This window comes from Micromonospora orduensis (assembly GCF_006228125.1).
In the GTDB taxonomy this organism is placed as follows: domain Bacteria; phylum Actinomycetota; class Actinomycetes; order Mycobacteriales; family Micromonosporaceae; genus Micromonospora; species Micromonospora orduensis.
This window is the reverse complement of record NZ_VDFY01000231.1, coordinates 37,616-62,466: the sequence shown is the minus strand read 5'-3', so window position 1 is coordinate 62,466 and position 24,851 is coordinate 37,616. Positions and strand designations below refer to the sequence as shown.

Genomic DNA, 24,851 nt, shown 5'->3' with positions numbered 1-24,851 from the left:
CCCCCGGCGATGTCCCACCTGCCCGGGGTACGGGCGACCGCCTCGGTCTCCGCCCCTCCGGCGGGCCGGGCGTCCGGCGCCGGGCCTTCGGCGCCGACCTCCGGCGCCGGCTGGGCGGGGGCACCCGTCTCCGCTCCGCCGGTGGTGCCCGCGCCCGCGCTGCCCGCCTGGCCGCCGTCCACCACCGGCGCCGCACCGACCACGGTCAGGGGCACCGACACCACCCGGCCGACCATGACCAGCGCGGCGGGACGGGCCACGGCCGGTGTCCGACACGGCCGGCCGGATGCCGGCGCCGATCTGGCCGGCACCGTCTACGGCAGCGGGGAGGGGCCGGGCTTCGCCACCGTCGCCTTGCCCGCCAACGCGGTGGAGAATTCCGGCTCCCTGACCGGGCACATCCTGGCCCAGGGTTGGGCGGACACGCCGGCCGACCGACCCCGTACGACGCGTGTCCTGCTCGTCCTGGTCGCCGCGTTGGGGCTGCTGGTGGCGATCAGCGTCCTGGTGGTTCTGCTGGCCAACAACGCTCTGGACGGCCTGATGGGCGACGTGCTCAACAGCTGAGGCGGCCGAGGGCGATGGTGAGTCGGCCCACTACCGTCGGCCATGTGGCTGGCGAGTTGGGCGAACCGCCGTACACTTGTCGAGATCACTGACCCGGCGCGCGTGGTGCGCGCCCATGGGCGATCTTGCGGGCGATCCGGCGACAACAGCCGCGGCAGGCCATCGCGAAGATGCGCCCCGCTCGAAAGGCATTTGTTGACCACCTCTGCTGACCCCAGCATCGTTCCGTCCGTTTACGACCCCGCCGTCCCGGCCACCGAGGCCGGTCCGGCCCCGGTCGACGCCGCACCTGCGGAGATCGACTTCGCCGCGCTCGGTCTGCCCGAGCCCCTGGTCCGCGCGTTGGCGCGGCAGGGCATCACCACTCCCTTCGAGATCCAGCGGGCCACCGTGCCCGACGCGCTCGCCGGCCGCGACGTGCTGGGCCGTGGGCAGACCGGGTCGGGCAAGACGCTCGCCTTCGGCCTGCCGGTGCTGGCCCGGGTCGCCGCCGGCAGGCCGGCCCGGCCGATGCGGCCGCGCGCCCTGGTCCTGGTCCCGACGCGCGAGTTGGCCATGCAGGTCAACGACGCTCTGCTGCCGCTGGGCAAGTCCCTCAACGTGTTCCTGAAGACCGCCGTCGGCGGGGTCCCCTACGACCGTCAGATCGACGCGCTGCGGCGCGGCGTGGAGATCATCGTGGCGACGCCGGGTCGGCTCGGCGACCTCATCGAGCGGGGCATCTGCCAGCTCGACGACGTCGAGGTGACGGTGCTCGACGAGGCCGACCAGATGGCCGACATGGGCTTCCTGCCGGAGGTGACCGAGCTGCTGGCGAAGACGCCCGCGAACGGTCAGCGGCTGCTCTTCTCGGCCACCCTGGACGGTGACGTCGACGCGTTGGTCAAGCGGTTCATGAACGACCCGGTGACCCACTCCACGGCACCGTCCACGGCCTCGGTGTCCACCATGGACCACCACATGCTGCTGATCCCGCCGCACGAGAAGTTCCCCGTGGCCGCCTCGATCGCCGCCCGGGACGGCCGGACCATGGTCTTCGCCCGTACCCAGCTCGGTGTGGACCGGCTGGTCGAGCAGCTCGCCGCGGTCGGCGTACGGGCCGGTGGCCTGCACGGCGGCAAGACCCAGCGGATGCGTACCAAGACCCTCGCCGAGTTCCGTGAGGGCCGGATGAACGTCCTGGTCGCCACGGACGTGGCCGCCCGGGGCATCCACGTCGACGGCGTCACCCTGGTGCTGCACGTCGACCCGCCGAAGGACCCCAAGGACTACCTGCACCGCGCCGGGCGCACCGCCCGGGCGGGCGAGTCGGGTGCCGTGGCCACGCTGGTGCTGCCCAAGCAGCGACGGACCACCCTGGCGATGATGGAGAAGGCGGGCGTCGCGCCCGCCGAGACCCGGGTCCGGGTCGGCGACCCGGTGTTGGCCGAGCTGATCGGTGCCCGCGAGCCGAGCGGAGTTCCGGTTCGGGTGGAGGCGGAGCCGCGCGGCTACGGTGACCGCTCCGGCGGCTCGCGTCGTTTCGACGACCGGTCCGGCGGCCCCCGCCGCTTCGGCGACCGGCCCACCGGCGACCGCCGCTACGGCGACCGGCCCACCGGCGAGCGCCGCTACGGCGACCGGCCGACGGGCGACCGGCCCTACGGCGACCGCCCGCAGGGCGAGCGCCGCTTCGGCGACCGGCCCACCGGCGAGCGGCGCTTCGGCGACCGTCCGCAGGGTGACCGGGACAGCCGGCCGTCCGGCGAGCGTCGCTACGGCGACCGGCCCACCGGCGACCGGCAGTACGGCGACCGACCGACCGGCGAGCGGCGCTACGGCGACCGGCCGCAGTTCGGTGACCGGGACGGCCGGCCGCAGGGTGACCGGCGGCAGGGCGACCGTCCCACCGGTGACCGGCAGTACGGCGACCGGCCGTCCGGTGAGCGACGCTACGGCGACCGGGACACCCGGGGTGGCTTCCGCTCCGAGGGCCGTGGCCGGGACGACCGTCCGCGCGACGACCGGCGGGGATTCGGCGGGCGGCCGCCGGCGCGTACCCACTGATCCACTGATCCACCCGAACGCCGTCGCGGAGCGCATGCTCCGCGGCGGCGTTCGCGCATGGCCTGCCGATGTCGGCGCGGTCGCGTAACGTCCGGCTCATGCCGACCATGCCGAAGTCGATCTTCTGGTCCCGGACGGACACCGCCGGCAGCGAGCACGTGCTGCTCGACGACGGCAACGGTCTCGCGGCCCGGGGCACCCTGCTCGCCGTCGACCCGATCCCCTGGACGGCCCGCTACCAGGTGACCACCGCACCGGACTGGAGCACCACCCGGGTGGAGGTCGAGGCCGAGGGGCCGGGCTGGCTGCGCCGGGTGACGCTGGAACGGGCCACCGGCAGGTGGCGGGTGACGACCGCCGAGCAGGGCGATCTGGACGCCGCTCTGGTGGCGGCCGGCCACCCCCGGGCGGGTCTGCCGGGCACCGACGACCCGGATCGGCTGGCCGACGCCCTCGACGTGGACCTGAGCAGGTCGCCGCTGTTCAACGCCCTGCCGTTCCACCGGCTCGGGATGGCCACCCAGGCCGCCGACATGCCCCGCCGGATCATCGTCGCGTGGGTGCTGCTGCCCGGCCTTGAGGTGGTGGCGGCCGAGCAGATCTACACCGGGCTCGGGCCGGGCCGGGTGCGGTTCGCCAGCGGCACCTTCACCGCCGACATCGACGTGGACGCCGACGGGTACGTGGTGCGCTACCCGGGGCTGGCCGAACGGATCGACCCGCGCTGAGCGCTCAGGCGGGCCATTCGCCGCTGCTCAGGAACCGCTCGACGGTGGCCAGGTGCGGCGTCAGGTCGAGGCCCTGGGCGGCCACCCAGCCGTCGGCGTAGTACGAGTCGGCGTACCGGTCGCCGGGGTCACAGATCAGGGTGACCACCGAGCCGGTCCGCCCCTCGGCGAGCATGTCGGCGATCAGGCCGAACGCGCCCCACAGGTTGGTGCCGGTCGAGCCGCCGACCCGACGGCCGAGCACCGCCGAGCCGGCCCGCATGGCGGCGATCGACGCCGCGTCCGGCACCTGGACCATCCGGTCCACCACGGATGGCACGAAGGACGCCTCCACGGTGGGACGGCCGATGCCCTCGATCCGGGAGCCCCTGCCGGTGCGTACCGACCAGTCGGCGGCGAGCCAGGCCGGGTAGAACGCGGAATTCTCCGGGTCCACCACGCACAGTTTGGTGGGCAGCCGCTGGTACCGGGCGTACCGGCCGATGGTCGCGCTGGTGCCGCCGGTGCCGGCGCCGACCACGATCCAGGCCGGGATCGGGTGCCGTTCCAGCTTCAGCTGCGCGTAGATCGACTCGGCGATGTTGTTGTTGCCCCGCCAGTCGGTGGCCCGCTCGGCGTACGTGAACTGGTCCATGAAGTGCCCGCCGGTGTCCTCGGCCAGCCAGCGGGCCTCGACCACCACGCTCGCCGGGTCGTCGACCAGGTGGCACCGGCCGCCCTGGAACTCGATCTGGGAGATCTTCTCCGGGGAGGTGGAGGCGGGCATGACGGCGATGAACGGCAGGCCGAGCATCCGGGCGAAGTACGCCTCGGAGACGGCGGTGGAGCCGGACGACGCCTCGACGATTGTGGTGCGCGGCCCGATCCAGCCGTTGCAGAGCCCGTAGAGGAAGAGCGAGCGGGCCAGCCGGTGCTTCAGCGAGCCGGTCGGGTGTGACGACTCGTCCTTGAGGTACAGGTCGATCCCCCATGCCCGGGGCAGCGGGAACGGCAGCAGGTGGGTGTCGGCCGAGCGGTTCGCGTCCGCCTCGACGGTGGCGATCGCCTCGGTCACCCAGGTCCGGCTGGCCTCGTCGCACCTGTCGAGATGAGTCACGCCGGAAACCTAGCAAGCAGGCCGGAGGTGGTCAGCTCCGGTCCGGTGGGGCGGTCCGGCGCAGTTGGCGGCGCTGCCCGGCCCGGCCGGCGGCCCGGACGACCGGGGTCAGCGCGACGGCCAGCCGGGGCAGCGCGTCCAGCAGTCGGACCTGCGCTCCCCGCCAGCGGGGCAGGCTGACCACCGGTCGTGGCCGGCGGGCCAGCCGGGCCGCGCGGGCGGCGACGCGCTGCGGGGTCAGCATCGTTCCGGTGAACGAGGCGAGCGCTCCCGGGTCGTCCAGCCGGTCGTGCAGCATCGGGGTCCAGATGCCGTCCGGGCAGAGGCAGGAGACGTGCACCCGCCGGTACCCGGCCATCCGCAGGTCGGTCAGGGTGCCGAGGCTGAACGCCAGCAGTGCGTGTTTGCTGGCCGCGTACACCGTCTCGCCGGGCGCGGCGATCAGCCCGGCCAGCGACACGACGTTGAGCACGTGGCCGTGGCCCTGCTCGCGCATGAGCGCGAGCGCGGCGAGGGTGCCGTTCATCGCGCCGAACGCGTTCACGTCGAGCACCCGGCGGCGGGTCCGCCCGTCGTGTTCCCAGGCCGGGCCGGTGACCAGGATGCCGGCGTTGTTGACCCAGAGGTCGAGGCCGCCCCGACTCGCCGCCGTCGCCGCGACCTCCGCGCAGGCCACCTCGTCCCGCACGTCCAGGGCGGCGGACCACCCGCCGAGCGGCGCGGCGGCGGCGGCCACCGCCGCGGCGTCGAGGTCGGTGAGCAGCACCGACCAGCCGTCGTCGTGCAGCGCGGCGGCGATGGCGCGACCCAGGCCGCCCGCCGCCCCGGTCACCACGGCCGTGCCACGTCGGGGCGAGGTCATCGGCGAACGCTACCGCCGGTGGGCGGGGCGGCACCAGGGGTACGCGGTCAGGGAGCCGGCGGGCCGACCGGCTGGGGGCGGTTCTCCCACTTGGTGCTGAGCGCGATGGCGGTGCGGGTGGAGGCGACACCGGGCGTCCGGTTGAGCCGCACGATCAGCTGTTCCAGCTCGGCGATCGTGCCGACCCGTGCCTTGAGCAGGAACGACTCCACGCCGGCCATGAAGTAGCAGGACTCGATCTCGGGCAGCACCCGCAGCGACTCGAGCATGTCGTCGGAGTCCGCTCCGGAGTCCTCGACGATGCCGATCAGCGCGGTGACGCCCAGCCCGATCGCCTCCGGCTCGACGTCCGCGCGGTAGCCGCGCACCACGCCGCTGCTCTCCAGCTTGCCGACCCGCTCGTGAACGGCGGGGGCGGAGAGGCCAACCTGTCGGGCCAGTTCGGCGTACGACAGGCGGGCGTTGCCGCGCAGCAGGTCGACGAGGCTCAGGTCGATGGCGTCCACGGAGAGTGACCTTAACCGGTTGGGCGTAACGCGAAGCCTTCGGCATCCGTTGCATACAGCAGTGAGTAACTGTTCACAAACAGCCGGTCAAGGTAGGGGTTGCACCAGTACCATTTACTAACTTCCCACTCAGTGCATTTTTCGCGTTTGGCGGACAGGCCAGGTCCCTGGTGCTGTAATTGCCATACGTCCCTCATGACGGCTCTGGGCTCGCACCAGCCGGGGGCAGTGTGTTCAGCCAGGGGCTTCGTCGACGCGAGGAGGGGGCTGTGGACACTGGAGATCGCCTGCTGACACCGGGTGAGGTCGCCGCGCTGTTTCGGGTGGACCCGAAGACTGTGACGAGATGGGCGGCGGCCGGCCGGATAGGAAGCATCCGGACTCCAGGCGGGCATCGCCGGTTTCGGGAATCCGAGGTGCGGGCCCTGCTTGAGGGGGAGGGCATGCTGGACGAGGTGGACGAGGTCGGAAAACCACGCAACGTGGGACCGGCCGCCTCCACCGGGCCGGGTCCGGCCAACGCCGGCATGTACTGAACTGGTGCGGACAACGTCACGCGGGCCGGACAGTAGTCCGGTCCGCGTCCCGCTGCGACGATCAGCGAGGCGGCTCGGCCGAGCGAGCTGAGCCGAGCTGGCCGGACCACCGTCGGAACAGGCTGTGCGGGACGCCTAGCGCGTCCAGCACCTTGCCGGCCACGAAGTCGACCAACTGCTGGGCGCTGGCCGCCGCGCCGGCCCCGTAGAAGCCGGGGCTGGCCGGCAGCACGACCGCGCCGGCGTCGTGCAGGTCGATGAGATGCTCCAGGTGGCTGCGGGTCACCGGCGTCTCCCGGGGGACCATCACCACCGGGCGTCGTTCCTTGAGGTTGACCTCCGCGGCGCGCTGCAACAGATCCTTGGAGAGCCCGATCGCGATGCCCGCGCAGGCGGCCGTGCTGGCCGGGACAACGGCCATACCCCGTACCCGGTAGGAGCCGCTGCTCGGCCCGGCCGCGAGGTCGCCCGCCGGCCAGTGCCGCACGTCCGCGCCGGTCAGGTCCCGCCCGAGCCAGGCGGCGAGGTCCTCGGCCCAGTGGGCGTCCCGGAACGGCCGACCGGTCTCGTCGAGCACGGTGAGCCGCGCCGCCCGGGACACGATCAGGTCCACCGGTTCGCCCGCGTCGAGCAGTCCGGCGATGACCGCCGCCGCGTACGGCGTGCCGGAGGCCCCGGAGACACCGACCACCCATGGTTCCCGCATACCCTCAGCCTGCCTGGTCGGGCCGGTCCGTCGGTGGGCACCCCCGCACCGGGGCGGTCCGACATGTCCGGCGGGTGTGTGGGCATCCCGTCGACCTGACATGCTGCCGGTGGCGATTGGCACCGGGAGCGGTTTGCGGGAGGCATCGGTGACGACCGGCGAGGTCCTTCGGACGTTGTGCGCCGAGTGTCCTCTTCCGGCCCGGCTCTCGCCGTACGCGGACCCGGTGCAGGAGTGGCTGCTCGGCCTGCTGCCCGAGTTGGGGCTGGCACGGGACGACGCCGCGCTGCGCCGGCTGGCCCGGGGAGGCTTCGCCCGGTACGCCGGCCGGCTCTACCCGGACGCGACCGAGGCCGACCTGCGGTCGTTGACCGCCCTGTTCACCTGGTTCTTCCTGGTCGACGACGCCTGCGACGGGCCGGGCCGGTTGGCGCCGGAGCAGATCCGGGCGCTGCGCAACGGCACCCTGGCCCTGCTGCACGACGGTCCCCGGCTGCGGCAGGCCGGGTTGACCGGTCCGCTGCGGCGGCTGCTGGTGCTGGCCTGGCGGGAGCCCCGCCGCCGGATGCCGGCCCGTTGGCGGCTGCGTTTCGCCGACGCGGTCGCCCGGCACCTGGACGGCACCTGGCAGGAGGCGGTCAACAAGGAGGCCAGCCGCCGTCCGAGCGTGACGGAGTACGTCGAGCTGCGGCGGGCGACCTCGGCGGCGGAGGTGTCGTACCCGCTTGTGGAGTTCGTCAGCGGTCGGCTGCTGCCCGACCCGGTCTACCACCACCCGCTGCTGCGCGAGGTCGCCCGCACCGGCAACGACCTGCTGTCCTGGTACAACGACCTGGCCTCACTGGACCGGGACGGTGCCACCGCCGATGGGCACAACCTGGTCCTCGCCATGCAGGCGGAGTGGGGCGTGTCGGCGGCGGTGGCGGTCGACCGGGCGGCCGAACGCTGGCGGGAGTCGATGCGCCGCTTCGTCGCGTTGCGGGCCGCGGTGCCGTCGTTCGGCCCTGCGCTGGACGAGGCGGTCGCCGACCATCTCGACGGGGTGGCGTACGCGGTCCGCGGCACCATCGACTGGACGTTGGAGAGCGCCCGCTACCCCGCCGCCGTGGGGCAGCCGGCCTCAGTGTCGTAGGCCGAGCCGGATCACCAGGTCGAGCAGGGCGAACACGAACAGCGCGATGCCCACGAAGCCGTTGGCGGTGAAGAACGCCCGGTTGACCTTGCTCAGGTCGGTCGGCGTGACCACGAGGTGCTGGTAGCCGAACGCGACGGCGGTCAACGCCAGCCCGATCCACCAGAGCCAGCCGAAGCCGACCAGCGCGCCGAACCAGATGAACAGCGCGAATGTCACCACGTGCGCGACGGTGGAGGCGTGCAGCGCGAAGCGCCGGCCGTACCGGGCGGGCACACTGTGCACGCCGATCTCCTGGTCGATCTCGGAGTCCTGGCAGGCGTAGATCAGGTCGAACCCGCCGATCCACAGTCCGACGGCCGCGCCGAGCAGCCAGGCCGGCCAGGATCCGTCCAGGGTGCCGGTGACCGCCAGCCAGGCGCCGACCGGGCCGACCGCCTGGGCGATCGCGAGGATGGCGTGCGGCCAGTTGGTGAACCGCTTGCCGTACGGGTAGACGACCAGCGGCACCACGGCGAGCGGCGCCAGCACCAGGCAGAGCGGGTTGAGCAGGGCGGCGGCGGCGAGGAACACCACAAGCGCGACGGCCGCGCCGGTCCAGGCCGTCCGCACGCTCACGGCCCCGGTGACCAGTTCCCGTCCGGCGGTACGCGGGTTCCGGGCGTCGATGCGCCGGTCGAGGATCCGGTTGGCGGCCATCGCGAACGTCCGCGCACCGACCATCGCCACGGTGATCAGCAGCAGGTCGAGCCACCGCACGTGCCCGCCGTCGACCTGCATGGCGGTCAGCGCCGAAAGGTACGCGAAGGGCAGCGCGAACACCGAGTGCTCGATGGCGACGAGCTTGAGGAAGGACTTGACCCGGCCCGGCTTCTCCACCGGTGCGTCGAGGACGGCCATCAGATCCCGTACTCCTTCCAGCGCTTGTCGACAAGGGCCGCGACTTCCGGGGCCATGGTCATCTCCTCCGGCCAACCGCGGGTGTAGCCCTCGGTGGGCAGCTTGCGGGTCGCGTCGACGCCGGCCTTGCCGCCCCAGAACTGCTGGTACGACGAGTGGTCGAGGTGGTCCACCGGCCCCTCGGTCAGCAGCAGGTCACGGGCGTAGTCGACGTTGCCGAACGCGCGGAAGGCGACCTCGTTGTAGTCGTGCACGTCGCAGTCCTCGTCGACGATCACGATCAGCTTGGTGAGCGACATGAGGTGCGCGCCCCAGATCGCGTTCATCACCTTCTGCGCGTGCTTGGGGTAGCGCTTGCGGATGGAGACGATCGCGCAGTTGTGGAAGACCCCGGCGGCCGGCAGGTCGTAGTCGACGATGTCCGGGATCAGCATCTTGAGCAGCGGTTGGAAGATCCGCTCGGTGGCCTTGCCGAGCCCGTGGTCCTCCTGCGGCGGCTTCGACGTGACGATCGAGTGGTAGACCGGGTCGCGCTGCGTGGTCATCGTCTCGATGTGCAGCACCGGGAACGGCTCGACCGGCGTGTAGTAGCCGGTGTGGTCGCCGAACGGCCCCTCGGGCAGTCGCTCGCCGGGCTCCAGGTAGCCCTCCAGGACGATCTGCGCGTGCGCCGGCACCTGCAACGGCACGGTGAGGCAGTCGACCATCTCCACCCGCTCGCCGCGCAGGAACCCGGCGAACAGGTACTCGTCGATGTCGCCGGGCAGCGGCGCGCTGGCCGCGTACGAGACGACGGGGTCGCAGCCGATCGCGATCGCGACCGGCAGGCGCTGGCCGAGCCGCTCGGCGACCGCGTGGTGCGCGGTGGAGTCCTTGTGGATCTGCCAGTGCATGCCGAGGGTGTTGCGGCCGTGCTGCTGGAGCCGGTAGAGGCCCAGGTTGCGCTTGCCGGTCTCCGGGTGCTTGGTGTGGGTCAGCCCGTAGTTGTGGAAGATCCCGCCGTCGCCGGGCCAGACCTGCAATCCCGGCAGCCGGCCCAGGTCGACGTCGTCGCCCCGGTAGACCACCTCCTGGCAGGGCGCGGTCTTGACCTTGCGTGGGGGCAGCGACTTGAGCTGCATGACCTTGCCCAGGCCCTCGCGGATGCCGGACCAGCCGACCGGCAGCTCCGGCTTGATCATCGCGCCGATCCGCTCGCCGATCTCGTCCAGCGAGTCGACGCCGAGGGCCATCGCCATCCGCTTCTCGGTGCCGAACAGGTTGATCGCCACCGGCATCTCGCCCCGGGTGGGGTGCTCGAAGAGCAGCGCCGGCCCACCGGCGCGCACCGTGCGGGTGACCACCTCGCTGATCTCCAGGGTCGGGTCGACGGGGACGTCGACCCGACGCAGCTCCCCCGCGCGCTCCAGCGCCGCGAGGAAGTCCTTCAGATCGGTGTACGGGAAGCCACGAGCCGCCATACCCGCCAGTCTCCCGCACCGGGTCCGAGGCGGCCCACCGCGGGTGCTGTGACACCCGCGACGGCCCGGGTCGACGGCCGTCCGCGGGGCCGCCGGGCGCGGCGCGGCCACCGGCCAGGTCGGCACGGGCCGTCGCCCAGCGACGGCCCGTGGACCGGCGGCGCGGTCAGCCGGCGCGGTCAGTCGGTGCGGGCCAGCTCGACGAAGGCGCGCCACGCGGCCGGGCTGAAGGTCAGCACGCCACCGTCGCGGTCCTTGGAATCGCGGACGTGCACCCGGCCGGGCAGGTTGTCGGCGACCTCGACGCAGGCGCCGGCGTCGTTGCCGCTCCGGGTGGACTTGTGCCAGCGGGCTCCGGTCAGATCCATGGCTTCACGATCTCCTCGAGCAGGTCGATGGACTGCTGCCGGGGCAGCGCGTCACTGCGCAGACTCTCCCACCTTCCGAGCAGGGTCGCCACCTCGTTGTTCTCGTCGACGGCGGTGCCGCCGGTCTGGTTGTCGAGGAAGCCGAGCCAACTACCGTCGGCGGTGCGACCGAGGATGAACGGCCCGAACAGGCCGGCGTGCAGCCCGACCGCCTGCGGCAGCACGTGCACCCGGATGTGCGGCCGACGGGCGCACGCCACCAGGTGCCGGAGCTGACCGGCCAACACCCCGGCGCAGCCCTCCGCGAAGCGCTGCAACGCGGCCTCGTCGATCACGGCGGTGAGCTGCGGCGGATGCTCCCGGTCGAGGATCACCTGCCGCTCCAGCCGGGCGGCCACCAACTCCTCCACCCGCTCGGCGGTGAGCCCCAGGTCGAGCCGGAACACCGCGCGGGCGTAGTCGGCGGTCTGCAACAGGCCGGGGATCATCGTCGCGCCGAAGCAGCGCAACTGGGTGGCGACCCGCTCGACCTCCAACCAGGGCCGGAACCAGACCGGCTCACCGTCCCGCCGGCCCAGCTCGCGCAGCGAGACCAGCAGCCCACCGGTGTCGAGCACCTCGTCGGCCCGGGTCAGGTACGCCAGGTTGGGCACGGTCTGGCCCAACTCGACCGCCGACACCATGGAGGGCGAGTAGTGCGCCCGCTTGCCGTACTCCTCCTGACTCATGCCGGCCGCGAGCCGCGACCGGCGGAGCTGGTCCCGGATCATCGCCACCGTCGACACCACTGGGGCCATTCGCCGCCTCCCGCCAATGAAGGACCACATCGATCCGCCTGCCGCAAGGTAGCGAACTCACGACCCTGAGTCAGCATCCAACGGCCATATCGGGGTATCGCGAGTCTCAAAGCGGGCGGACGGAGGCAGCGATGGGGGCGGAGCGGATGCCGGCGGGGTTCACCGAGCAACGGGCGCGGATCGGCGAGATAACCCTGAACTACGTCCGGGGCGGCAGCGGCCCGCCACTGGTGCTGCTGCACGGCTATCCGCAGTGTTGGCACATGTGGCGGCACCTGCTACCCGAGCTGGGACGCTCCTACGACGTGGTCGCGCCCGACCTGCGCGGCTTCGGGGACAGCGACGCCCCCGCTGGCGGGTACGACAAGAAGACGGTCGCCGCCGACCTGCACGCACTGCTCGACCAGCTCGGCCTGACCGCCGACCTGCGAGTGGTCGGGCACGACCTGGGGACGATGGTGGCGTACGCGTACGCCGCCGCCCATCCGCAGCGGGTGAGCCGGCTGGCGCTCACCGAGGCGCCGATTCCCGACGAGAGCATCTACACGTTCCCCGCGCTCACCGCGGCCGGGCCGGGGGTGTGGAACTTCGGCTTCTTCTCGATTGACAATGGGCTTGCGGAGGAGCTGGTCCGCGGGCGGGAGTCGCTCTGGGTGGACCGGTTCACCGACGCCCTGATGGTGCGCAAGGGCAGCATCGCCGCGCCCGACATCGAGGAGTTCGCCCGCCACCTGCGCGACCCGGCGCACCTGACGGCCAGCTTCGCCTACTTCCGCGCGTTCGATCAGGACATCGTCGACAACGCGGCGTACCGGGCTACGAAGCTGACGATGCCGGTGCTGGCCGTGGGCGCGTCGGCCAGCCTCGGTGGGCAGGTCGCCGAGCAGGTCCGCCGGTACGCCGACACGGTCCGTGGCGAAGTGATCGACGACTGCGGGCACTGGCTGTACGAGGAACGCCCGGACGAGATGCTCACCCTGCTGCGCGACTTCCTCGGCGCGGGCTGACCAGTCAGGCGGCGGGCGCCCAGGCGTGGGCGGCCAGCGGCGGGTCGAGCGGCGCGCGGGTGAGCCGATTGGCGAAGGTCGACATGGTGTACGCCCCGACGCCCAGCACCACGTCCAGCGCCTGCCGGGGTTGGTAGCCGGAGGCCAGGAAGGCTTCCAGCTCGTCGTCGGGCACCGCGCCCTGGTGCCTGAGCACGGCCAGCGTGAACTGGCGCAGCGCCTCCAGTCGCGGCTCGGGAAGCTCCGTGCCGGCGCGCAGCGCGGTGATCAGCGCGGCGCTCGCGCCCATCTCGGTGATCTTGCCGGTGTGCATGGCCACGCAGACGTGGCATTCGTGGGAGGTGGAGACGGTCAGGATGACCACCTCCCGCTCCACCGGCGCGAGGCTGGCCTGTTCGAAGCCCGCGCTGGCGGTGAGGAAGCCGCTGAGCAGCTGTGGCGACTCGGCCATCAGCGCCACCGGGGTGGGCAGCCAGCCGAACCGGCCGCGTACGCCCTCGACGGTCCGGCGGGCGGCGGTGGGTGCGGTCTCGGCGGTGTGGGCGGTGAAGACGGACATGGTTACCTGCTTCCACGGCGTGCGCCGTAAGATGGTCAACGTGGTTGACGAAATAGTAAACGTGGTTGTCGAACATGGCAACCGCTGATCCCGCCCGGCCCGGCTTCCAGCTCCCGCTGTTGCTGCTGGCCGGCTTCCGCACCCTGATCGACGACCTGCACGCCGAACTGGCCAGGCAGGGGCATCCCGAGCTGCGCCCGTTGCACGGCTTCGTGTTGCAGGCCGTCGGGGTGCACGGCACCACCGCCACCGAGCTGGGCCAACGGCTGGGCATCTCCAAGCAGGCGGCCGGCAAGACGGTCGACCGGCTGGTCGCCGTCGGCTACCTGGAACGGGTCGACGATCCGTCCGACGCCCGCCGCCGGCTGGTCCGGGTGACGGAACACGGCGCCGACGGGCTACGCCGCTCGGCGGAGACCTTCGACCGGCTGCGCGAGCAGTGGGCCGAGGCCCTGGGCGAGGAGCGCGTCGCCGCCCTGGAGGACGACCTGCGCACGATGGCCTCGGCCAACTGGTTCCGCCTCGACGTGCCGGGCTGGTTCGGCGGCTGACCCCACACCAGATCGCCGACGTGGTGCGCAGGACGCCACCACATCGGAGTGGGTCAAGCCCTGCGGACACATCTCACCGGTCCTGGCGCAACGGCCGTGCCTCGGCGCAGGCTGGGGGCATGTCGGACGCGTACGTCGTCGGCGACCCGGACGGGTTGTCGCCCCTGCTGGTCGAGCTGCGCGACACCATCGCCCGGGAGCTGCACGCGCAGGTGGCGCTGCGGGGCGAGCGGATCGAGCTGGCCGACCTGCCCGAGGTGTCCTATCAGGTCACCATCCAGGTCGAGCGGGCTCTACGCGCCTGGCGGCCGGCGCGGCGGCCGCCGGCCGAGGCCCGTTTCGCAGGGGATCGCGGCCCGGTCGACCGATCGAGAACTGTCACAGGCGATCTCTAAGATCATGGATGCCGGTCGGGTCGGGTGATGCGGTCCCGGCTTCTCCCGATCGGCTCATCCCTTCCCAAGGAGATCGATGAGATCTGTGCACGTTACGCGTGGCCGGCTCCTGCGCGGGCTCACCGCGCTGGTCGTGACCGCCGCGGGGGTCGGTGCGACGGCAGCGCCAGCCGTCGCGGTCGACGACCCCGGCTGGGTCAGCGGCTGGCTGGGGGACCTGACGGTCGGCGGCCCCGCTGCTCCCGCCCGGACGGTGCCGCTCACCCTGACCAGCACCGGGGCCACCCAGCCCCGGGTGAGCATCGACCTGGCCGGCCTGGCCGGCGTGGCCACCGCCAGCTTCCCCGACTGGTGCGTCACCGAGGCCACCTCGGTGACCTGCCCGATGCCGGCCGACGCCGTCGACGACTTCGGCACGCTCACCGGCACCGTGCCTGTGGTGTTCCGGGCCGCGCCGGGCGCGGTCGACGGCGCGACCGGCACGCTCGACTACACGGCGCTCGGCGAACAGACCGAGGCGTACGCCCAGCAGGCGACGGTCACCGTGCGGTCCGGGCCCGACCTGCTCGACATGGTCGACACGTACGTGACAGGCGTCGAGGTGGGCGACACGCTTGCCGTACCGGTGGCCGTGGTCAACGCCGGCGACCAGCCGGCCGTCGACCTGCGGCTCACCATGCGCTTCCCGGTCGGCCTCGTGCCAATCAGCTACCGCAACTGCCGTTACGGCACCGACCAGGTGCTCGCCACGGTGGCCGTCTGCACCGTGCGGGGCACCTTCGCGCCCGGCCAGCGGCACGAACTGCGGGGCGGGCTCGCCACCACGGTCGGCCCGGCCACCCTCGGCAGCAAGCGGATCACCCAGTTCGTGGAGCCGCTGGCCAGCGCCGGTCCGCTCCCGAGCGGTGTGAAGCTCAAGAGCCGTGACGCGGACCAGGCGCTGCGCCTGCGGGCGGTCGGGGCACCGCTCGGCGTGATCCCGGTCGAGGCGAGCGGCGCCGGCGGCCAGACCTACCTGCGCGAGGTGCAGGGGGCGTTCGACATCGCCGCCCAGGGCGCGACCGTGGCCGGAGCGGTCGGTGACACCGTGCGGGTCACGGTGGGCCTGCGCAACGAGGGTCCCGGCGTGCCGGACGCCACCAACTCCGGAGGCGGCGTCGGCGCTCTGCTCTTCACCCTGCCCGCCGGGGTCACCGTGCTGAGCAGCCCGTCGGGCTGCTGGCCGGCCGGCAGCGAGGATGAGGGCGGCGACGCCCCGGCGACCTGGTACTGCAACGGGCCGGGGCCGGTCTTCCCCGCCGGCACCAGCTACACGGCCGCGTTCGACCTGCGGATCGACAGCCTGCCGGGCACCCCCGGCGAGATCCAGCCAGCCGAGCGGTACCCGCGGGTGGACGACAACCCGGGCAACGACGTCGCCCCGGTCACGGTGAGCTGACCGAGCCCGGCAGAACGGCGCGGGCCGGTCACGGACGTATCCGTGGCCGGCCCGCGCGCCGTCGAAGGGTCAGTCCAGCCCGCCGTACGAGTGCAGGCCGGTGAAGAAGATGTTCACGCCGAACAGGTTCATCAGCATGGTGAGGAAGCCGAGCACCGCGATCCAGGTGGCCACGTTGCGCTTGACGCTGGGCGTGGCCCGTGCGTGCAGGTAACCGGCGTACACGACCCAGGAGATGAACGCCCAGGTCTCCTTCGGGTCCCAGCCCCACGGCCGACCCCAGGCCGCCTCGGCCCAGATCGCGCCGGCGATCACCGCGAACGTGAAGATCGGGAACGCGAAGGCGTGCAGCGTGAAGGTCAGCCGCTCCAGGCCGGCCGCGCCGGGCAGCCGCTTCGCGAGGGTGTACGGGAAGCTCCGCTTGCCCTGCTCGTACCCGCCGCGCATCAGGAAGCCGACCGCCGGCACCACGCCGAGCAGGAAGATGCCCGACGCGAAGACGATCGTCGACACGTGGATGACGAACCAGTACGAGTTCAGGGCCGGCACCAGCGGCACGATCGGCACGTACAGCACCAGCTCGGCGGTGGCCACCAGCAGCACCATCACCAGGGTGAGGAACAGCCCGAGCTTGCGCAGCGACGGCCGCTTCCAGAGCACCACCAGCCAGGCCGCGACCCCGATGAACGTCACCGTGAGCACGAACTCGTACATGTTGCCCCAGGGCATCCGGTCGGCGGCCAGACCCCGCGTGACAAGCGCCGCGAGGTGCAGCACGGCGGCCACCGCGGTGGCCCCCACCGCGACCAGGCCGGCGATCCGGGCCCGACGCGCCGCGCCGTCGACCGTCGGCGGGACCGGCGCGGGCGGCGCCGGGATGACGCCACCGCCACCGCCGACCCCCGCCCCCACCAGCTCGCGGGCGGGCGACGCCACGGCGACCCGGGTACGCGCGTTGCCCAGCGCGTACTCGACGGCGTGACTGATCATCGCGATCAGGTACGTCAGGATCGCGAAGGTCACCAGATTGTCGGAGAGCGCGGACATCACTCGGTCCCTTCTCGCACACCGGCCCGGTCGCTGGAGTCAGCGTCGGTGTCGGCCCGCTCGGCAGTCCCGTCGGCACCGTTCACGGCGGTGACGAGCTGGGCGAACTCGTCGGCGAACCCTGGATAGTCGGTGCGCGGCAACCCACCGGCCTCCATCAAGCTACTACCGCCCGTCGGAGATCCATCCGCCGGGTCGGCGGGCACCACCCGGAAGAAGACCCGGCGGCGCTTACCGAACAGCGAGCCCATCAACCCGACCAGCAGGGCGCCGCAGCTCACCAGCAGCGGCGTCGAGCCGGGATCGTGCCGGACGGAGAGCGTGACGTACCGCTCGGTGCCCACAAACTCGACAGTGGTGCCGTCGTCGAGCGTCCAGCTCTCCCCCTTGCGGAGCAGCCTGGTGCCGACCTCCTTGACCTTGCCGGCGCGTACCTGCCGCTGGTCGAGTTGGTAGACCGAGCCGGGGATGCCGGCGTCCAGGCCGAGGTTGCCCCGGTAGGCGACCAGGTTCAGCGTCGGGTTGCGCTCGGTCGGGTACTCGGAGCGGACGAAGGGTGCCTGCTGCGGCGCGGTCGGCAGGTAGATGCCGGTGAACGCCATCTGCTGGTCCGGTGCGCGCTGGCCGGTCTTCGGATCGACGTTCGCGTCCGGGAAGGCGGCCAGGCCCTCGCTGGTGAGGCCCATGTCGCCGGTGGTCAGGAAGGGCGTGGTGCTGGTCTGGCTGCGACCGAACCGGTCGGTGTAGCGGATCACCGGGGCGTACCCGTGGCCGAGCAGGTAGACGCTCGCGTCGTTCAGGCGCAGCGGCGAGTTCACCGAGAAGTCCGCCCGACGGGTCGGCTCGTCGGGGCCGTCCACGGTCACCGTGGCGTTGAAGAACTCGGGCTGACCGCTGTCCAGGAACCGGGCCTGGAAGTCGTCCAGCCGCAGGCAGAAGCGGGGCAGGTCGGCGCTGTCCACCCGGGGGCCGAGCTTCGCCTCGGCGTACTGCTGACGGGTGTTGCAGAACGCGTTGTCCGCGCCCGCCACCAGCAGGCGGTTGCCGCTCCAGCCGTACCAGGAGCCGAGCGCCACGCCGATCAGCACCGCGATGAGCGAGGTGTGGAACAGCAGGTTGCCTGTCTCCTTGAGGTAGCCCTTCTCGGCGGAGACCTCGTCGCCGCGGACCTCGACGCGCCAGCGCCGCTTGCGCAGCACCTCGGCGACGGCCGTCGCGCCGCCGGCCGGGGCGGGCAGCACGGTGTGCTGCGGCAGCCGCGCCAGCCGCTTCGGCGCGACCGGCGGCCGGGACCGCAGCGCCCGGACGTGATCGCGCAGCCGGGGCGTGATGCAGCCGATCAGCGAGGTGAACAGCAGCAGGTAGATGGCGGAGAACCAGACCGAGCCGAAGACCTCGAACGCGCCGATCCGGTCCAGTCGGGGCGCCCAGTCCGGATGGTCGACGAAGTACTCGTTGACCTTTTCCGGGCTGATCCCGCGCTGCGGCAGCACCGAGCCGGGGATGGCGGCGACCGCGAGCAGGAAGAGCAGGATCAGCGCCGTACGCATGCTGGTGAGCTGCCGCCACGAGTTGCGCAGCAGGGCCAGCAACCGGTTGGGCCGGCGCCGGGGCGCCGGGGCCTCGGCCTCCGGCCGGTCGTCGACGACCGTCATCAGATGCTCACCTCGCCCACCCCGACGGTGGTCTGCAACCAGATCACGAAGCTCTGCCATCCGCCGGTGACCAGCGCCAAGCCGATCAGGATGAGCAGGGCGCCGCCGACCCGGGTGACCCAGCGGCTGTTGCGCCGGATGGCGCGGAAGACGCCGAGCAGGCGCTGGAAGCCCAGCCCGAACACGACGAACGGTAGCCCCAGCCCGAGGCAGTACGCCACGGCGAGCACCACGGCACGGTCGCTCTGGCCGCTGGTGGCCGCCATTCCCATCACCGCGCCGAGCGTCGGGCCGGTGCAGGGCACCCAGCTCAGCGCGAAGACCGCGCCGAAGACCGGCGCGCCGAGCAGCCCGGCCGACGGCAGCCGGGAGATCCGGAACTCCCGTTGCAGGGCGGGGATCATCCCGAGGTAGCCCAGCCCGAGCACGATGATCAGCGCGCCGACGACGATCTCCAGCTGCCGCTCGTACTCGAAGAAGACCCGGCCGATGCCGGCGAACAGGATCGCGGTGGCGACGAAGACGACGGTGAACCCGGCGATGAAGAGCAACGTGCCCGCGAGCACCCGGCCCTTGACGGCCGCCGCCGCGGTCCGCTCCCGGACCGCGACGCCGCCGGCGCCGCCGGGCGCCGGATCCGCCGGAGGTCGGCGGCCATCGAGGTCCGCGCCGGCCAGACCCGTGACGTACGACAGGTAGCCGGGGACCAGCGGGAGCACGCACGGGGACAGGAAGCTGACCAGGCCGGCGAGCGCCGCCGCGCCGATGGCGAGCAGCAGCGGCCCGCTCAGGGCCAACTCCCGGAACGTCTCGCCCATCAGTTCGGGGCCGGCTTCTCGGCGGCGATCCGCTCGACGATCGGTTGCAGGCCCTCCTGCTTGACCGCTGCCCGGATCACGGCGGCGGTCCGACCCTCCCGGTCGAGCACCACCGTCGCCGGGACCGTGTTCGGTGGGATGTCCAGGTCGAGCGCCAACCGGCTGGACGGGTCGAAGAGGCTCGGATAGGTGACCCGGCCCTCCTCGAACGCCTTGGCCTTGTCCCGCTGGTCCTGGACGTTGATGCCGAGGAACATCACCCCGGAGGCCTTCGTGGCCTGGTAGGTGGCCTCCAGGTCGTCGGCCTCGGCCCGGCACGGCGCGCACCAGGAGCCCCAGAAGTTGACCACCACGACCTGTCCACGGGCCTGGTTGACGTCGTAGGTGCCGCCGGTGAGCAGCTCACCGGCGAGCTTCGGAGGGGCGGAGCGCTGGTCCGGGGCGCACTCGATGATGCCGTCGGTGGTGGTCGTGCAGGCCTTCTCCTGCCCCTTCGACGTGCAGCCGGCCAGCGCAACCGCCGCGACGGCGGCGAGCAGACCGGCGGTCCACCTCCGGGCGTTCATCAGGCCCCCTTGGCCGTCCGGGCTGTCGCGGAGAGAGCGATCAGGTGCGCGGCCGGCTCGCGGTAGCCGATGCCCACCACCTTCGCGCCGTCGAAGTGGAACGACGTGAGGCTGGCCAGCCCGCACTGCCGCTTACGCGGGTCGTGCCAGAGCCGCTTGCGCTCGACGTAACGGCGCAGCGTCCAGATCGGGAGCTGGTGCGACACCAGTACCGCCTCGCGCCCCTCGGCGGCCACCCGGGCGGCGTGCACGGCCGCGAACATCCGCTCGGCGATCACCCGGTACGCCTCACCCCAGGACGGCGTCACCGGGTCGCGCAGCACCCACCAGTTGCGCGGGTCGCGGAACGACCCGTCACCCGGGGAGACCTTCTTGCCCTCGAACCAGTTGGCGCTCTCGATCAGCCGCTCGTCCACCCCGACCGGCAGCCCGAACTGGGCGGCGATCGGCTCGGCGGTCTGCTGGGCGCGTTCCAGCGGGCTGGCCACCACGTGCACGATCTCCCGCTCGGCGAGGCCCTCCGCGGCGGCCTTGGCCATCTGCACGCCCAGCTCGGACAGGCGGAAACCGGGCAGCCGCCCGTACAGGATCTGGTTGGGATTGTGCACCTCACCGTGCCGGAGCACGTGGACCACCGTCTTGCTCACCGTTGACTACCCCCCGTGACCAGCCGCCGCCGCCGCGTTCGCCGCCGTCGGCAGCGCTGCCGCGATGTGCTCCAGAGCGGCGTCGTCGAGCGCCGCCGACACGAACCACGACTCGAACGCGCTCGGCGGCAGGTAGACGCCAGCGGCGAGCATCGCGTGGAAGAACGCCTTGAACGCCGGCACCTGCTGGGTGCGGGCGCTGTCGTAGTCCACGACGTCGGCGTCGGTGAAGAAGATCGAGAACATGCTGCCCGCGTACGACAGCCGGTGCGGGACCCCGGCGGCGGCCAGCGCGTCGGACGCGAGCTTGCCCACGACGGCGGCCGTGTCGTCGAGGCGTCGGTAGAGCGCGTCGTCGGCGAGCCGCAGCGTGGCCAGGCCGGCGGCGCAGGCGAGCGGGTTACCGGAGAGCGTGCCGGCCTGGTACACCGGGCCGGCCGGCGCGAGACGCGCCATGATCTCCGCGCGCCCCCCGAACGCGGCGGCGGGCAGGCCACCACCCATGACCTTGCCGTACGTCCACAGGTCGGCGTCGGAGGCGTCGAGGCCGTGCCACCCGGCGCGGGAGACCCGGAACCCGGTCATCACCTCGTCCACCACGAGCAGCGCGCCGTGCGCGTGGGCGATCCGGGCGAGCTGCTGGTTGAAGCCGTCGCGGGGGGCCACCACGCCCATGTTGCCGGCGGCCGCCTCGGTGATCACCGCGGCGATGTGCGGGCCCTCGGCGGCGAACGCCTCCTCGACGGCGCGGATGTCGTTGTACGGCAGGACGATCGTCTCGCTGGCCGCCGCGCCGGTCACGCCGGGCGAGTCGGGCAGGCCGAGGGTGGCCACGCCGGACCCGGCGGACGCGAGCAGCGCGTCCACGTGCCCGTGGTAGCAGCCCGCGAACTTGACGATCTTGGAGCGGCCGGTGAAGCCGCGAGCCAGCCGGATCGCCGACATGGTCGCCTCGGTGCCGGAGTTGACCAGGCGTACCTGCTCCATCGGCGTCCGGTCGACGAGCTCGGCGGCCAACTCCACCTCGCCGGGGGTGGGGGTGCCGAAGCTGGTGCCCCGGGCGGCGGCGGCCTGCACGGCGTCCACCACCTCCGGGTGGGCGTGCCCGAGGATCAGCGGACCCCACGAACAGACCAGGTCGACGTAGCGGCGGTCGTCGGCGTCGTACAGCCACGCGCCCTCGCCGCGGACCATGAAGCGTGGGGTGCCGCCGACCGCCTGGAAGGCACGCACGGGAGAGTTCACCCCGCCCGGCACGATGGCGCGGGCGCGGTCGAACAGGGCCTCGGAGGCCGGCGCGTCGGCCGGGTAACGGCCAGATCCGGCGGAAACGATGTCGGTCACGATGCCGCCATTGTGTCAGCGCCGAACGGCCAACCAGCAGCCACCCCGGGCCGGGGTTACCGGGCTCACCCACCATCGGCGCTCGTCGGAGCCCGTCCACACGAGGGTCGGGCGCGGCTAGCGGCCTCGACAGGCCGGGTCGCGTGGATCGCGCTAGGCTGACCGGGTGGATCGTGCCGAACTGTCCATCACGCTACACCGGACGGGCGACGAAGCAGTGCTGCGCCTGGCCGGTGAGATCGACATGCTCACGGCCGCCCAGCTCTCCACAGTCGTCAACGAGGTGCTGGCCGACCCACCGCCGCGCATCGTGCTCGACCTCGGTGGCGTCACGTTCTGCGACTCGCAGGGTCTGGGCACACTCGTCGTCCTCAGCCGCAAGGCCAGCCACGCGCAGAGCCTGCTGATGCTCACCCACGTGGGCGACTTCCTGATCCGCGTCCTGGACATCACCGGCCTGCGCAGCGCCCTGATGATCCGCAACGACCAACCCACCGGCTGACCCCGCCCCCGGCCTGTGTCCCGGCTGAGGGCGGGGCCGTTACAGGGTGGGGATGTCTCGGGTCTGGAAGGTTTTCAGGGCCAGGGTCAAGAGGGCTGCCGCGATCACCGTCAGCGCTGCCAGCGGGGTTGCCGTCCAGGTGCCGCCCAGGACCTGCGGGGTGTGCGTGAACGGGGAGACGTCCAGCGCCCACTGGTCCAGTTTCAGCACCGCGCCCAGCTGACCGAGCAGCAGGCAACCCGCGAGCACCGCCCAGGCGGCCCCGGAGAACCGGGGCAGCCAGCCCACCAGCAACGCCGCCAACCCGGACAGCACCCAGACCGCCGGCACCTGGGCCAGCCCGGCACCGAGCATCCGGGGCAACTCACGGCCGACGTCACCCACACTGAGGCCGTACGCCAGCCCGGTGGCGAGCCCCGCCACGGCCAGCACCACCGCCGGGCCGAGCAGGGCGAAGAGCAGATGCGACCCCAGCCAGCGGGTCCGGCTCACAGCGGTGGCGAGCAGCGGCTCGGCCCGCCCGACGGTCTCCTCGGCCCGCGCCCGCAGCGCGGCCTGGATGCCGTACCCGGCGGCGGCCAGCGCGGTCAGGCTCAACGTCCCACCGAGGTACGCCTCGGCGAGCGCCGACGTGCCGCCGAGGCGGGCCAGGATCTCAGCGATCTGCCGGTTGCCCTGCACAGCGTCGCCCGCCGCGTCAGCCGCGCCGCCCAGCACGAGGCCGAGCAGCCCGAAGCCGACGGTCCAGCCGAGCAACTGACCCCGGTGCAGTCGCCAGGCCAGGCCGAACGGGCCGGCCAGCCCTCGACCCGCGCTCGCCGGGCCGAGCCGGGGCGGGAACACTCCGGCGCCGAGGTCACGACGCACCGAGACGGGGTACGCGACGAGCGCCACAGCCGCGCTGAACAGCAGCGGCAGCAGCAGCACCCACCACCGCTCGTCGGCGAAGGCCCGCCCCCGAGCCGCCCAACCCAGCGGTGAGAGCCAGCTCAGCCACTCCGCGCTCCCGCCGGTGCCGCCCGAACCGCCGGCGTCGCCGGCCAGCCGCAGCACGAACGCCAACCCGAGCACCCCCAGGCCGATCCCGCGCGCGCCCCCGGCGCTCTCGGTGAGCTGCGCGGCCAGGCCGCCGACGCTGGCGAAGGCGATCCCGGTGAGCGCCACCCCGGCGCCGAAGAGCAGCGAACCGGCGCCGGGCAGGCCCGCCGCGGCCAGGCCGGCGGCGGTGAGCAGACCCAGCAGCACATTCGCGGCGTACGTGACAAGCAGCGCGGCGGTCAGCCCGGCGTACCGGCCCAGCACCGTCGCGCCGAGCAGCTCCCGGCGGCCCGCCTCCTCCTCGGTACGGGTGTGCCGCACCACGGTGAGCACGCTGACCAGGGCGACGATCAGGGCGAGCAGACCGGCCCGCTGGACGGTGAGCGCGCCGACGCTGTCGCCGTACACCGGGCCGAGCAGGGCGACGATCGACGGGTTGCTCGCCGTGCCGGCCAGGTACGCGGCCCGCTCGGCGGCGGTCGGGTACAGCTCGGCGTACGTGCCTGCGTAGCTGGCGGGCAGCACCGCCAGCAGCAGGATCCAGATGGGCAGCAGTACCCGGTCCCGGCGCAGGATCAGTCGCACCAGCTGCCGGGTGCCGGTCAGCGCGGTCACGACCGCACCTGCTCGGCCTGGTAGTGCCGCAGGAACAGCTCCTCCAACGTCGGTGGCTGGCTGACCAGGCTCCGTACGCCGATGTCGGTGAGCCGGCGCAGCGCGGCGTCCAGCGCGGCGTTCTCCACGTCGAACCGCACCCGGTGCCCGTCCACCCGCAGGTCGTGTACGCCGGTGAGGTGGCCCAGCCCGTCCACCGGGCCGGTCAGCTCGGCCTCGATCGAGGTGCGTCGCAGGTGGCGCAGCTCGGTCAGGGTGCCGGTCTCCACGTCCCGCCCATTGCGGATGATCGTCACCCGGTCGCAGAGCGCCTCCACCTCGGCCAGGATGTGGCTGGAGAGCAGCACCGTGCGGCCGTCGACCTTCGCCCGGCGGACCCAGTGCTGGAAGACCTCCTCCATGAGGGGGTCCAGGCCGGAGGTGGGCTCGTCCAGGATGAGCAGTTCGGCGTCGGAGGCGAGGGCCGCCACCAGGCCGACCTTCTGCCGGTTGCCCTTGGAGTAGGCCCGGCCCTTCTTGCGGGGGTCCAGTTCGAAGGTGTCGAGCAGCTCGGCCCGGCGGGCCGGGTCGAGACCGCCGCGCATCCGGCCGAGCAGGTCGATGACCTCGCCGCCGGAGAGGTTGGGCCAGAGCGTGACGTCGCCCGGCACGTACGCCAGCCGGCGGTGCAGGGCCACCGCGTCGCGCCACGGGTCGCCACCGAGGAGGCGGAGGGTCCCGGCGTCGGTTCGCAGCAGGCCGAGCAGCGCCCGGATGGCTGTCGACTTGCCGGCGCCGTTGGGGCCGAGGAAGCCGTGCACCTCGCCGGCGCGGACGGTCAGGTTCAGACCGTCGAGCGCCCGGGTCCGGCCGAAGGTCTTGACCAGGCCGGACACCGAAATGGGAGTTTCCATGTATCGGAAGCTACACTCGTTTCACAAAGTTGTGAAGACTGTGAGACCTCGGCACCATCGAGGGCCACACCA

28 protein-coding genes are annotated in these 24,851 nt (G+C 72.7%); 10 read left to right on the top strand and 18 right to left on the bottom strand.

Features of this window, described 5'->3' with window-relative positions; all coding sequences use genetic code 11:
• Nucleotides 1–224 (bottom strand): hypothetical protein (locus FHG89_RS26490; protein ID WP_208761119.1); only part of this gene is annotated, 224 nt, incomplete at its 3' end.
• A gap of 10 nt (nucleotides 225–234) precedes the next feature.
• Here FHG89_RS26490 and FHG89_RS33970 point away from each other — a divergent pair.
• The 3 genes from FHG89_RS33970 (at nucleotide 235) to FHG89_RS26475 (ending at nucleotide 3,341) form a co-directional block, all read left to right on the top strand.
• A complete protein-coding gene (locus FHG89_RS33970; RefSeq protein WP_244295875.1) occupies nucleotides 235–567 on the top strand; it encodes a hypothetical protein in 333 nt (110 codons plus the stop codon).
• Between the two features lie 195 nt (nucleotides 568–762).
• The gene (locus tag FHG89_RS26480) at nucleotides 763–2,613 is read left to right on the top strand and encodes a DEAD/DEAH box helicase (RefSeq protein ID WP_425280222.1); all 1,851 of its coding nucleotides are present in this window, start codon (nucleotides 763–765) and stop codon (nucleotides 2,611–2,613) included.
• Nucleotides 2,614–2,720: 107 nt separating this feature from the next.
• A complete protein-coding gene (locus FHG89_RS26475) occupies nucleotides 2,721–3,341 on the top strand; it encodes a putative glycolipid-binding domain-containing protein (protein ID WP_139587128.1) in 621 nt (206 codons plus the stop codon).
• Nucleotides 3,342–3,345: 4 nt separating this feature from the next.
• On the opposite strand, the gene cds1 is transcribed toward FHG89_RS26475, so the two are convergent.
• From cds1 to FHG89_RS26460, 3 genes are read right to left on the bottom strand one after another with little or no spacing between them, the layout of a single operon-like run.
• Nucleotides 3,346–4,437, bottom strand: a complete 1,092-nt coding sequence (gene cds1 / locus FHG89_RS26470) for an L-cysteine desulfhydrase Cds1 (protein WP_139587123.1) — start codon at nucleotides 4,435–4,437, stop codon at nucleotides 3,346–3,348.
• A gap of 31 nt (nucleotides 4,438–4,468) precedes the next feature.
• Nucleotides 4,469–5,299, bottom strand: a complete 831-nt coding sequence (locus tag FHG89_RS26465; RefSeq protein WP_139587122.1) for an SDR family NAD(P)-dependent oxidoreductase — start codon at nucleotides 5,297–5,299, stop codon at nucleotides 4,469–4,471.
• Nucleotides 5,300–5,346: 47 nt separating this feature from the next.
• Nucleotides 5,347–5,805 carry an Lrp/AsnC family transcriptional regulator gene (locus tag FHG89_RS26460; RefSeq protein ID WP_139587121.1) on the bottom strand — a complete coding sequence of 153 codons (459 nt, stop codon included), beginning with the start codon at nucleotides 5,803–5,805 and terminating at the stop codon, nucleotides 5,347–5,349.
• Nucleotides 5,806–6,074: 269 nt separating this feature from the next.
• On the opposite strand from FHG89_RS26460, the gene FHG89_RS26455 reads away from it, so the two are divergent.
• A complete protein-coding gene (locus tag FHG89_RS26455) occupies nucleotides 6,075–6,341 on the top strand; it encodes a BldC family transcriptional regulator (RefSeq protein ID WP_007454516.1) in 267 nt (88 codons plus the stop codon).
• 61 nt (nucleotides 6,342–6,402) lie between these two features.
• Here FHG89_RS26455 and FHG89_RS26450 read toward each other — a convergent pair whose 3' ends face one another.
• A complete protein-coding gene (locus FHG89_RS26450) occupies nucleotides 6,403–7,047 on the bottom strand; it encodes a UbiX family flavin prenyltransferase (RefSeq protein ID WP_139587120.1) in 645 nt (214 codons plus the stop codon).
• A gap of 148 nt (nucleotides 7,048–7,195) precedes the next feature.
• On the opposite strand from FHG89_RS26450, the gene FHG89_RS26445 reads away from it, so the two are divergent.
• Complete coding sequence (locus tag FHG89_RS26445) at nucleotides 7,196–8,179, top strand: terpene synthase family protein (RefSeq protein ID WP_139587119.1); 984 nt, start codon at nucleotides 7,196–7,198, stop codon at nucleotides 8,177–8,179.
• Here FHG89_RS26445 and mqnP read toward each other — a convergent pair.
• The 4 genes from mqnP to FHG89_RS26425 form a co-directional block, all read right to left on the bottom strand.
• Nucleotides 8,168–9,079, bottom strand: a complete 912-nt coding sequence (gene mqnP, locus FHG89_RS26440) for a menaquinone biosynthesis prenyltransferase MqnP (RefSeq protein ID WP_139587118.1) — start codon at nucleotides 9,077–9,079, stop codon at nucleotides 8,168–8,170. The genes FHG89_RS26445 and mqnP overlap by 12 nt on opposite strands.
• A complete protein-coding gene (locus FHG89_RS26435; protein WP_139587117.1) occupies nucleotides 9,079–10,539 on the bottom strand; it encodes a menaquinone biosynthesis decarboxylase in 1,461 nt (486 codons plus the stop codon). Before FHG89_RS26435 ends, mqnP begins: the two co-directional genes overlap by 1 nt.
• A gap of 179 nt (nucleotides 10,540–10,718) precedes the next feature.
• Nucleotides 10,719–10,907 carry a DUF397 domain-containing protein gene (locus tag FHG89_RS26430; protein WP_139587116.1) on the bottom strand — a complete coding sequence of 63 codons (189 nt, stop codon included), beginning with the start codon at nucleotides 10,905–10,907 and terminating at the stop codon, nucleotides 10,719–10,721.
• Nucleotides 10,898–11,704, bottom strand: a complete 807-nt coding sequence (locus tag FHG89_RS26425; RefSeq protein ID WP_139587115.1) for a helix-turn-helix domain-containing protein — start codon at nucleotides 11,702–11,704, stop codon at nucleotides 10,898–10,900. The genes FHG89_RS26430 and FHG89_RS26425 overlap by 10 nt, the downstream gene beginning before the upstream one ends.
• A 131-nt stretch (nucleotides 11,705–11,835) precedes the next feature.
• Here FHG89_RS26425 and FHG89_RS26420 point away from each other — a divergent pair, with 131 nt between their 5' ends.
• On the top strand, nucleotides 11,836–12,711 hold the full coding sequence (locus FHG89_RS26420) for an alpha/beta fold hydrolase (protein WP_139587114.1): 876 nt from the start codon (nucleotides 11,836–11,838) through the stop codon (nucleotides 12,709–12,711).
• Nucleotides 12,712–12,715: 4 nt separating this feature from the next.
• On the opposite strand, the gene FHG89_RS26415 is transcribed toward FHG89_RS26420, so the two are convergent.
• The gene (locus tag FHG89_RS26415) at nucleotides 12,716–13,270 is read right to left on the bottom strand and encodes a carboxymuconolactone decarboxylase family protein (protein WP_139587113.1); all 555 of its coding nucleotides are present in this window, start codon (nucleotides 13,268–13,270) and stop codon (nucleotides 12,716–12,718) included.
• 74 nt (nucleotides 13,271–13,344) lie between these two features.
• Here FHG89_RS26415 and FHG89_RS26410 point away from each other — a divergent pair, with 74 nt between their 5' ends.
• From FHG89_RS26410 to FHG89_RS26400, 3 genes are all read left to right on the top strand, one after another.
• The gene (locus FHG89_RS26410; RefSeq protein ID WP_139587112.1) at nucleotides 13,345–13,821 is read left to right on the top strand and encodes a MarR family winged helix-turn-helix transcriptional regulator; all 477 of its coding nucleotides are present in this window, start codon (nucleotides 13,345–13,347) and stop codon (nucleotides 13,819–13,821) included.
• 119 nt (nucleotides 13,822–13,940) lie between these two features.
• Nucleotides 13,941–14,216: a hypothetical protein gene (locus FHG89_RS26405; RefSeq protein ID WP_139587111.1), complete on the top strand. Its 276-nt coding sequence runs from the start codon at nucleotides 13,941–13,943 to the stop codon at nucleotides 14,214–14,216.
• 76 nt (nucleotides 14,217–14,292) lie between these two features.
• Nucleotides 14,293–15,654, top strand: a complete 1,362-nt coding sequence (locus FHG89_RS26400; RefSeq protein ID WP_139587110.1) for a hypothetical protein — start codon at nucleotides 14,293–14,295, stop codon at nucleotides 15,652–15,654.
• 69 nt (nucleotides 15,655–15,723) lie between these two features.
• Here the strand turns inward: FHG89_RS26400 and ccsB are convergent, their stop codons facing one another.
• Genes ccsB through hemL form a run of 6 tightly spaced genes read right to left on the bottom strand, consistent with a single transcriptional unit; the run spans nucleotide 15,724 to nucleotide 21,731 of the window.
• Nucleotides 15,724–16,701, bottom strand: coding sequence for a c-type cytochrome biogenesis protein CcsB (gene ccsB / locus FHG89_RS26395; RefSeq protein ID WP_139587109.1), 978 nt, complete (start codon nucleotides 16,699–16,701; stop codon nucleotides 15,724–15,726).
• The gene (gene resB / locus FHG89_RS26390) at nucleotides 16,701–18,356 is read right to left on the bottom strand and encodes a cytochrome c biogenesis protein ResB (protein WP_139587108.1); all 1,656 of its coding nucleotides are present in this window, start codon (nucleotides 18,354–18,356) and stop codon (nucleotides 16,701–16,703) included. The genes ccsB and resB overlap by 1 nt, the downstream gene beginning before the upstream one ends.
• The gene (locus tag FHG89_RS26385) at nucleotides 18,356–19,174 is read right to left on the bottom strand and encodes a cytochrome c biogenesis CcdA family protein (RefSeq protein ID WP_139587107.1); all 819 of its coding nucleotides are present in this window, start codon (nucleotides 19,172–19,174) and stop codon (nucleotides 18,356–18,358) included. Before FHG89_RS26385 ends, resB begins: the two co-directional genes overlap by 1 nt.
• Entirely contained in the window at nucleotides 19,174–19,740 is a 567-nt protein-coding gene (locus tag FHG89_RS26380; RefSeq protein WP_139587106.1) for a TlpA family protein disulfide reductase, read from the bottom strand. The genes FHG89_RS26385 and FHG89_RS26380 overlap by 1 nt, the downstream gene beginning before the upstream one ends.
• The gene (locus FHG89_RS26375) at nucleotides 19,740–20,387 is read right to left on the bottom strand and encodes a histidine phosphatase family protein (RefSeq protein ID WP_139587105.1); all 648 of its coding nucleotides are present in this window, start codon (nucleotides 20,385–20,387) and stop codon (nucleotides 19,740–19,742) included. The genes FHG89_RS26380 and FHG89_RS26375 overlap by 1 nt, the downstream gene beginning before the upstream one ends.
• A 6-nt stretch (nucleotides 20,388–20,393) precedes the next feature.
• Nucleotides 20,394–21,731, bottom strand: coding sequence for a glutamate-1-semialdehyde 2,1-aminomutase (gene hemL, locus FHG89_RS26370; RefSeq protein ID WP_139587104.1), 1,338 nt, complete (start codon nucleotides 21,729–21,731; stop codon nucleotides 20,394–20,396).
• A 166-nt stretch (nucleotides 21,732–21,897) separates the two neighbouring features.
• Between hemL and FHG89_RS26365 the strand changes: the two genes are divergently transcribed.
• Nucleotides 21,898–22,233, top strand: a complete 336-nt coding sequence (locus FHG89_RS26365; protein WP_007454492.1) for an STAS domain-containing protein — start codon at nucleotides 21,898–21,900, stop codon at nucleotides 22,231–22,233.
• Nucleotides 22,234–22,272: 39 nt separating this feature from the next.
• On the opposite strand, the gene FHG89_RS26360 is transcribed toward FHG89_RS26365, so the two are convergent.
• Together FHG89_RS26360 and FHG89_RS26355 are read right to left on the bottom strand one after the other, a co-directional pair.
• Entirely contained in the window at nucleotides 22,273–23,886 is a 1,614-nt protein-coding gene (locus tag FHG89_RS26360; protein WP_139587103.1) for an ABC transporter permease, read from the bottom strand.
• Nucleotides 23,883–24,779, bottom strand: coding sequence for an ABC transporter ATP-binding protein (locus tag FHG89_RS26355; RefSeq protein ID WP_139587102.1), 897 nt, complete (start codon nucleotides 24,777–24,779; stop codon nucleotides 23,883–23,885). The genes FHG89_RS26360 and FHG89_RS26355 overlap by 4 nt, the downstream gene beginning before the upstream one ends.
• Between the last annotated feature and the right edge of the window lie 72 nt (nucleotides 24,780–24,851).